This window comes from Gemmatimonas sp. (genome assembly GCF_041689975.1).
In the GTDB taxonomy this organism is placed as follows: Bacteria; Gemmatimonadota; Gemmatimonadetes; order Gemmatimonadales; family Gemmatimonadaceae; genus Gemmatimonas.
In genome coordinates this window covers 1-5,888 of sequence record NZ_JBDNFF010000247.1, presented here as the reverse complement: position 1 = coordinate 5,888, position 5,888 = coordinate 1, and the positions used below count along the sequence as shown (strand labels likewise).

The 5,888-nt window shown below is 62.8% G+C and carries 6 protein-coding genes; 2 read left to right on the top strand and 4 right to left on the bottom strand.

The genetic code is table 11. The features are described 5' to 3' along the window. From ACESNG_RS15835 to ACESNG_RS15820, 4 genes are all read right to left on the bottom strand, one after another. Positions 1–795, bottom strand: a 795-nt coding sequence (locus ACESNG_RS15835) for a twin-arginine translocation signal domain-containing protein (protein ID WP_373069691.1), incomplete at its 3' end; no start/stop codon positions are given. Then, positions 792–2,066 carry a dipeptidase gene (locus tag ACESNG_RS15830; protein ID WP_373062646.1) on the bottom strand — a complete coding sequence of 425 codons (1,275 nt, stop codon included), beginning with the start codon at positions 2,064–2,066 and terminating at the stop codon, positions 792–794. The genes ACESNG_RS15835 and ACESNG_RS15830, both read right to left, overlap by 4 nt. Before the next feature lie 41 nt (positions 2,067–2,107). Next, positions 2,108–2,872: an esterase family protein gene (locus tag ACESNG_RS15825; RefSeq protein ID WP_373062644.1), complete on the bottom strand. Its 765-nt coding sequence runs from the start codon at positions 2,870–2,872 to the stop codon at positions 2,108–2,110. A gap of 209 nt (positions 2,873–3,081) precedes the next feature. Beyond that, the gene (locus ACESNG_RS15820; protein WP_373062650.1) at positions 3,082–3,225 is read right to left on the bottom strand and encodes a hypothetical protein; all 144 of its coding nucleotides are present in this window, start codon (positions 3,223–3,225) and stop codon (positions 3,082–3,084) included. Between ACESNG_RS15820 and ACESNG_RS15815 the strand changes: the two genes are divergently transcribed. Continuing rightward, the gene (locus tag ACESNG_RS15815; RefSeq protein ID WP_373069689.1) at positions 3,188–3,934 is read left to right on the top strand and encodes a GNAT family N-acetyltransferase; all 747 of its coding nucleotides are present in this window, start codon (positions 3,188–3,190) and stop codon (positions 3,932–3,934) included. The genes ACESNG_RS15820 and ACESNG_RS15815 overlap by 38 nt on opposite strands. Before the next feature lie 32 nt (positions 3,935–3,966). Beyond that, positions 3,967–4,674, top strand: coding sequence for a lysophospholipid acyltransferase family protein (locus tag ACESNG_RS15810; RefSeq protein ID WP_373069687.1), 708 nt, complete (start codon positions 3,967–3,969; stop codon positions 4,672–4,674). The last annotated feature ends 1,214 nt before the right edge of the window (positions 4,675–5,888 follow it).

The window sequence follows — 5,888 nt, the reverse complement described above, 5'->3', positions numbered from 1 at the left end:
GATGGTGTGGTTCTCCGCGAGGCGAACCATCCATTGGCCGAGGTCTTCGGCATCGATGTACTGCACGGCGTCGTTGGGTGTGCCCGGCGCGAGAATCTCGCCGCCCTTGTCGATGCGCACCGGCCAATACGAGAACCGATCACTCAGGTCACCGGGGCCCACGATCAATCCCGGACGCACGATCGTGACCTTGTCCTCGCCGAACTGTGCCTTCGCATCGATTTCGCACTGCACCTTGTTGGGACCGTAGTTCCCGCCATCGTTGCTGGTCCACACCGCCGGTGCGCCCGGCGCGTGCAGCGGACCGCTTTCGTCCATGCCTACGATCGAGTTGTCGCGGTACGTCGAAATCGTGGACACGAAGATGTACTGACCTACGCGTCCCTCGAGTGCTTCGCCGGCTCCGCGCACCCACAGCGGATTGCGCGTGGGATTGTCGATCACGACATCCCACGTACCACTCTTCAACCCATCGTGGCCGCCGGCCACGTTGCGATCACCGATGATGCGCGCGACGTTCGGAAACAGCGTGGCGTTCGTCTTGCCGCGATTGAACAGCGTGACCTTGTGCTTCCGGGCCAGCGCGTACTCCACCTGATTGGGCCCGATGAAACCGGTACCGCCGAGAATGAGAATGCGCAGCGGTTTCGGCTGCGTGTTTCCCGCTTCGGGGCGATACGCCAGCGGGCGCACGCTATCGGCGATGAGCGCCTCGGCAGCGGCTGGCAGTCCAATCCCAACCGCGCCACCCAGCAGCGCGGAGTGCTTCAGGAAAGTGCGGCGATCGTGGCTCATTGGCGGCGTCCGTCGAGTTGCTGAATGGTCTTTGTGGAGGCGGGACGCGACTTGCGTAGCAGCGCCGAAATAGTCTCGGCACCCTTCAGCGCACGCAGTACGTTCTCGCTGGCGAGACCCTTGAGTTCCGTATCGGTCCAGCCACGCTTCAGCAGTTCCGCAAACAGCGTGGGATACGTCGAGACATCTTCGAGGCCCTGCACGGTTTCCGTGATGCCGTCGAAATCTCCGCCGATACCTACATGCGCGGCGCCCGCGATCTGCTTGATGTGATCGAGATGGTCGGCCACATCGGCAATCGTCGCGATCGGCGTAGGGTGCGTTTCACGCCACGCGGCCACCGCCTTGAACTGCGCATCGTTGTCGTTCGGGAAGCGCTTGGCGATGGAGTCGCGCACGGCCGTGACCTGCACGCCGTAGTTCGCGACCGCCTGCGACACGAACCCCGGCACGAATGTCATCATCACCACCCCGCCGTTCTTCGGCAGGCGCGCGAGAATGGAATCGGGCACGTTGCGCGGCACATCGGTGATACCACGGGCCGCTGCATGCGACCAGATCACCGGGGCCTCGGTCACGGAAAGTGCCTGACTCATCACCGCCGGCGACGTGTGCGCCAGATCGACCAGCATGCCCAGCCGGTTCATCTCGCGCACCACTTCCTTACCGAACGCGGTGAGTCCCTTGTTGCGCGGTACGTCGTTGGCGGCGTCTGCCCAGTCGAGCGTCACGTTGTGCGTGAGCGTCATGTAGCGCGCGCCGAGCTCGTAGTAGGAGCGGAGCGCACCCAGCGAATTCTCGATCGCGTGTCCGCCTTCCATGCCCAGCAGTGAGCCGATCTTGCCCTGTCCATACGCCGCACGTACGTCGGCAGCGGTGAACGCCGGCACGAACACATCGGGATAACGCGCGATCACGCGCTTGGCGATGTCGATCTGCTCGAGCTGAATGCGCGCGTAGCCGGAGTCGCGTACCTCGCCGGGGATGTACACCGACCAGAACTGTCCGCCCACCATGCCTTTACGCAGACGCGAAATGTCAGTCATACCCGCCGTCTTGCGTCGGAGATCGTACGCCACGACATCGAGTGGATCCTTCGCCGCTTCGCGCATCGCCCACGGAAGGTCGTTGTGTCCGTCCACCAGCGGCGTGTTGCGCAGCAGCTTGCGCACGTACGCCAGGCGCGCCTCGAGCGACGCATCCTTCATCGACACGGCCGCAGCCGGCGCTTTTGCAGCAGCCTGCGCCATGGCAAACGTTGGCGTCGTCACCGCCAACCCAAATCTCAATACCCAGAACCCACAACCGCTTTTCAGCATCCCAGTCGCTCCAGATAGTGCGGCAACATCTTACGCCACCACGGCCAGTCATGGTTCACGTCGGGCCCCCACAAGTCGAAGATATGTCCGATCTGCTTTTGGTCGAGGAGATCGTGGAAGGTGCGCGTCATCTCGGGCTTCTCGTACGCGCCTTGTCCGGAAACGAGAGCAATGTTCGCGTGATGACGTAGCAGGTCGAGCGATCCGCCCTCCATGTTCGCCACGTACCACATCGGATTGTTGAAGTAGCAATCGTCGTCGCTGTAGCCCTTCAAGTAGCTCGGCGCGAGGTCGAAGAAGCCACTCATGCCGACCAGACCGCCGAACAGATCGGGGCGACGGAAGAACGCGTTTGCGGCGTGAAAGCATCCGAAGCTCGCACCGGTCGTGATCGCGCGCGCCTGTCCGTCGCCGCACACGTGACGGATGAACGGCACGACTTCGTCTTCGATATAGTGCGAATACAGCGCCTGACGCCGACCGGCCTCCGGCACCGGCAAGCTGCGGTCCATCCACGCCAGCTTATTGATGCTGTCGATCGAAAAGACGCGGATGCGTCCCTGTATGAGAAAAGGCTCGATCGCCTTGATCAACCAGAAGCGTTCATTCTCCAGGAAGTCAGCGGCAGCCGTCGGGAAGAGCAGGATGGGCTGGCCACGCCAGCCATATGACACGATCGGCATTTCCAGACCGAGCGCGGGGCTGCGCCAACGATCGATCCGCTTGGGCAACGAGGGGTCGACGAACTGTGGTGACATGAGGGGGAAAGCTCACCTCTGTGCCGCACCGGGGCCAGTGCGGCGCGCACGGACCGTTGCCGTTCAGTGACCGTTCCGTGGTCATTCGTCCGCCGGTTCGGTACCGTGGCCTCTCGAGTTCATGAGTCCGAGCAATCGGCGTCGGACCTCACCGACCACTGGAGGCCTCATGCTCGCTCGCGCTTTTGACGCGTCGAACTCCCCCTTACCTATTGCCGGTTGGCGACCAGCAGGCGGCCGTCGCCCCTCTCGAGGCGGACGTCTTCCCGCACCACGTCGATGGCATTCCGCCCGGAATCGTCGAGACCGGCAAGTATGTGCTCCGCTTCGCCTGGTCCCGCCTGGACTTGCATGCCGTCCAGTCCTTGCGATACCGCGTGTTCTGCGCCGAACTGGGGGGAAGGGTGTGGCCAGACGGACGCCACGCCAACCGCCCACGCGCGTGAAGCCGACGACCGGGATCCCTGGTTTCACCACCTCATGATTTGCGAGCCCAGCACAGGTGCCGTCGTCGGCACCTATCGCCTGCAAACGGCCATCATGGCCGCCACGCGGCATGGCTTCTACAGCGCCACCCTGTTCGAACTGGGCGCCGTGCCGGGAACCGTGCTGGCGGGCGCCGTCGAAATCGGCCGGGCCTGCGTCGATCCGGCGCACCGCTCGGGTCGCGTGCTCCGACTCCTGTGGAAGGGCATCGCGCGCTATCTGCAATGGAACGACAAGCGCTACCTGTTCGGCTGCTGCTCGCTGTCTGGCGTCTCCCCCGAACCGGCCCTCGAGGCCTGGCGGGCTCTGCACGCGCGGCCCGCACTGCATCATCAGATTCTCGTGCGTCCGCGTCCCGCCGCCCGGGCGTTGTCCGATGACGGTCGCGTCCGACCCGTGATCGACGCCACGGCGCTCACGGCGGCCCTACCTCCGTTGTTCGAAGGCTACCTGTCGCTCGGGGCCAAAGTCTGTGGCGCGCCCGCGCTGGATCATGCCTTCGGGACCACCGACTTTCTCGTCTTGCTCGACGTCCACGACATGGATGCGCGGAGCTACGCGTCGCTCTTCGGGTGATGTCATCCCGAAGGGCGAACGCCGTTCATGGTATGGTGCGTTTCGGCGTCCGTTGGCTGTGCCGCCTCGTGCTGAGGCTGCTGCGCATCGAGGTGCGCACGGTCGGCGACCTCCCGCTCGGCCCAGCGTTGCTCGTCGCGAATCATCTCTCATGGATCGACATCGTAGCCCTAGGAGCACACTTCGAGTGCAGCTTCGTGGCGAAGGACGATGTACGCGACTGGCCGTTGGTTGGTATGCTCGGCGAGGCACTTGGCGTCATCTGGATCGACCGCCGCCAAAAACGCGACCTGCGACGGGCCGTCACGGTGCTCAGTGCTTCGTTGCAGCAGGGCGCCCGCGTGGTGCTCTTTCCGGAAGGCACGACGACCAACGGTCGCCAAACCCTGCCCTTTCGCTCGTCGCTGCTTGAAGCGGCGGTGATCGCCGGTGTGCCCGTTGTACCAGTTGCGCTCGCGGCATTTGCGGCCGACGGGCAGGGTGAAACACTCTGCTGGGTTGGTGACGAAACGTTACTGGCGCATTTGCCACGCGTGATCGCTCTGCGACAGGCCACCTCCGAGATGCGGGTGCTCGCGCCCTTGGCGGCGGGGCCGAGCCGAAAAGTGCAAAGCGTGAGGGCTCGCGCGGCCATTACCGCGAACAGGATGCCGTTTGGAAACGGCACGGAGCGCTGTGGAGCGAACGAGGCCCAAGCAGTCTGCCTGCTTGGGCCTCGGATTTCTCACCCGACCGCTTGAGCTTTCGGTACGCCGATCGTCCATCCATCAGAGCCTTTCTTGACCAAGATCTGAACGTTGTGGTTCACAAACCGTTCGGACCGCGTCGCTTTCGGCGAAGGGTTTCCAAGAGAGATAATGCTTACCCAGAGCGTGACGGAGTTGGCGTCGATGATGTCCAGTACTCCGACACGAACGTACGGGCGATTCCCGCGGGAGGTGCAATCTGCGGAGATCCGAGGTGGAACATCCTTTGCTGGGCAGTCAAAGGCGGCATCACGAACGCCCGAAATCAGTGGTCGCCCAACATCAACTCGACCGAGTTCTACTCCCGCATACCGCCGCTCTCCGTTGCCGGAAGCAAGATTCACCGTCGCTGTGTCGAAGACAATTGCGCTGTCAGCCGCAATGTCGCGATTCCCTACCCGCGCGTTTGCCAGCGCAGTTCGCACCGCCTGCTGAACTATTTGCTGAACGTCGCGGTCGGTGAGCGTGGACTGAGCCCGTAGGCCTGGGGGGAGTAGCCATACCACCGTCAAGATTGCGAGACAGCGCCGGATTCTAATGAGGCGAATCCATTGCAGACCCCCTGTATGCGGTTGGACCGTCCAGTGACATGTCCTGGATTATCCTCTCCAGCGTGATGATACTCCTCGTGTGCCAAGAGACCGGCGAGCTGTGACTCCGTTGCCGAAAGAGCACTACCCATAACGTAGGTGTGGTTATCGTTTAGCCCCCAGCCGCTGTAGAACCCACCGTTCGGGAACTCGTCCATCATCACGTAAGCATCGTTGCTGCCCGCTATCGTTGGGTCGCCTGCGGCGAAACCATACCCAGTGTTCGAGGGTGCATCGTATCGAAGACGCGCCATGTTCCCGACCGTCTTGCAGGCGTCATCTTGGTGATTCGTGAGCCTGTTGATCGCCGCGTCTATCTGATTGCTAGCACCTACACCCAAAGTGTAATCCATATCAGTAGCGTCCCAACGTTTTGGATTAGAACGGTGTAAGTGGTTGATTTACTTGGGGAACGGAGTCGTTTTGTCTGGTCTCGACGTGAACGACGAGGCGCTGCATATCGGTCTTTTGCGCGGAGGCGCGCGGGATCGTCCTGCACCGAAGCACAGCCACAACAGGCGTGGTGGTTCGCCGCGCTCTTGTCCGTCGGCACGATGCCCATTCCCATCATTGTGCTGTTCTTCGCGTCGCGTCGCGTCGCGTCGCGTGCTCCGCGTG

Bases quoted from the DNA above. Each gene is read 5' to 3' on its own strand.
- ACESNG_RS15810 (WP_373069687.1), top strand. From the start codon at position 3,967: ATGGTGCGTTTCGGCGTCCGTTGGCTGTGCCGCCTCGTGCTGAGGCTG.
- ACESNG_RS15825 (WP_373062644.1), bottom strand. From the start codon at position 2,872: ATGTCACCACAGTTCGTCGACCCCTCGTTGCCCAAGCGGATCGATCGT.
- ACESNG_RS15815 (WP_373069689.1), top strand. From the start codon at position 3,188: ATGTGCTCCGCTTCGCCTGGTCCCGCCTGGACTTGCATGCCGTCCAGT.
- ACESNG_RS15820 (WP_373062650.1), bottom strand. From the start codon at position 3,225: ATGCAAGTCCAGGCGGGACCAGGCGAAGCGGAGCACATACTTGCCGGT.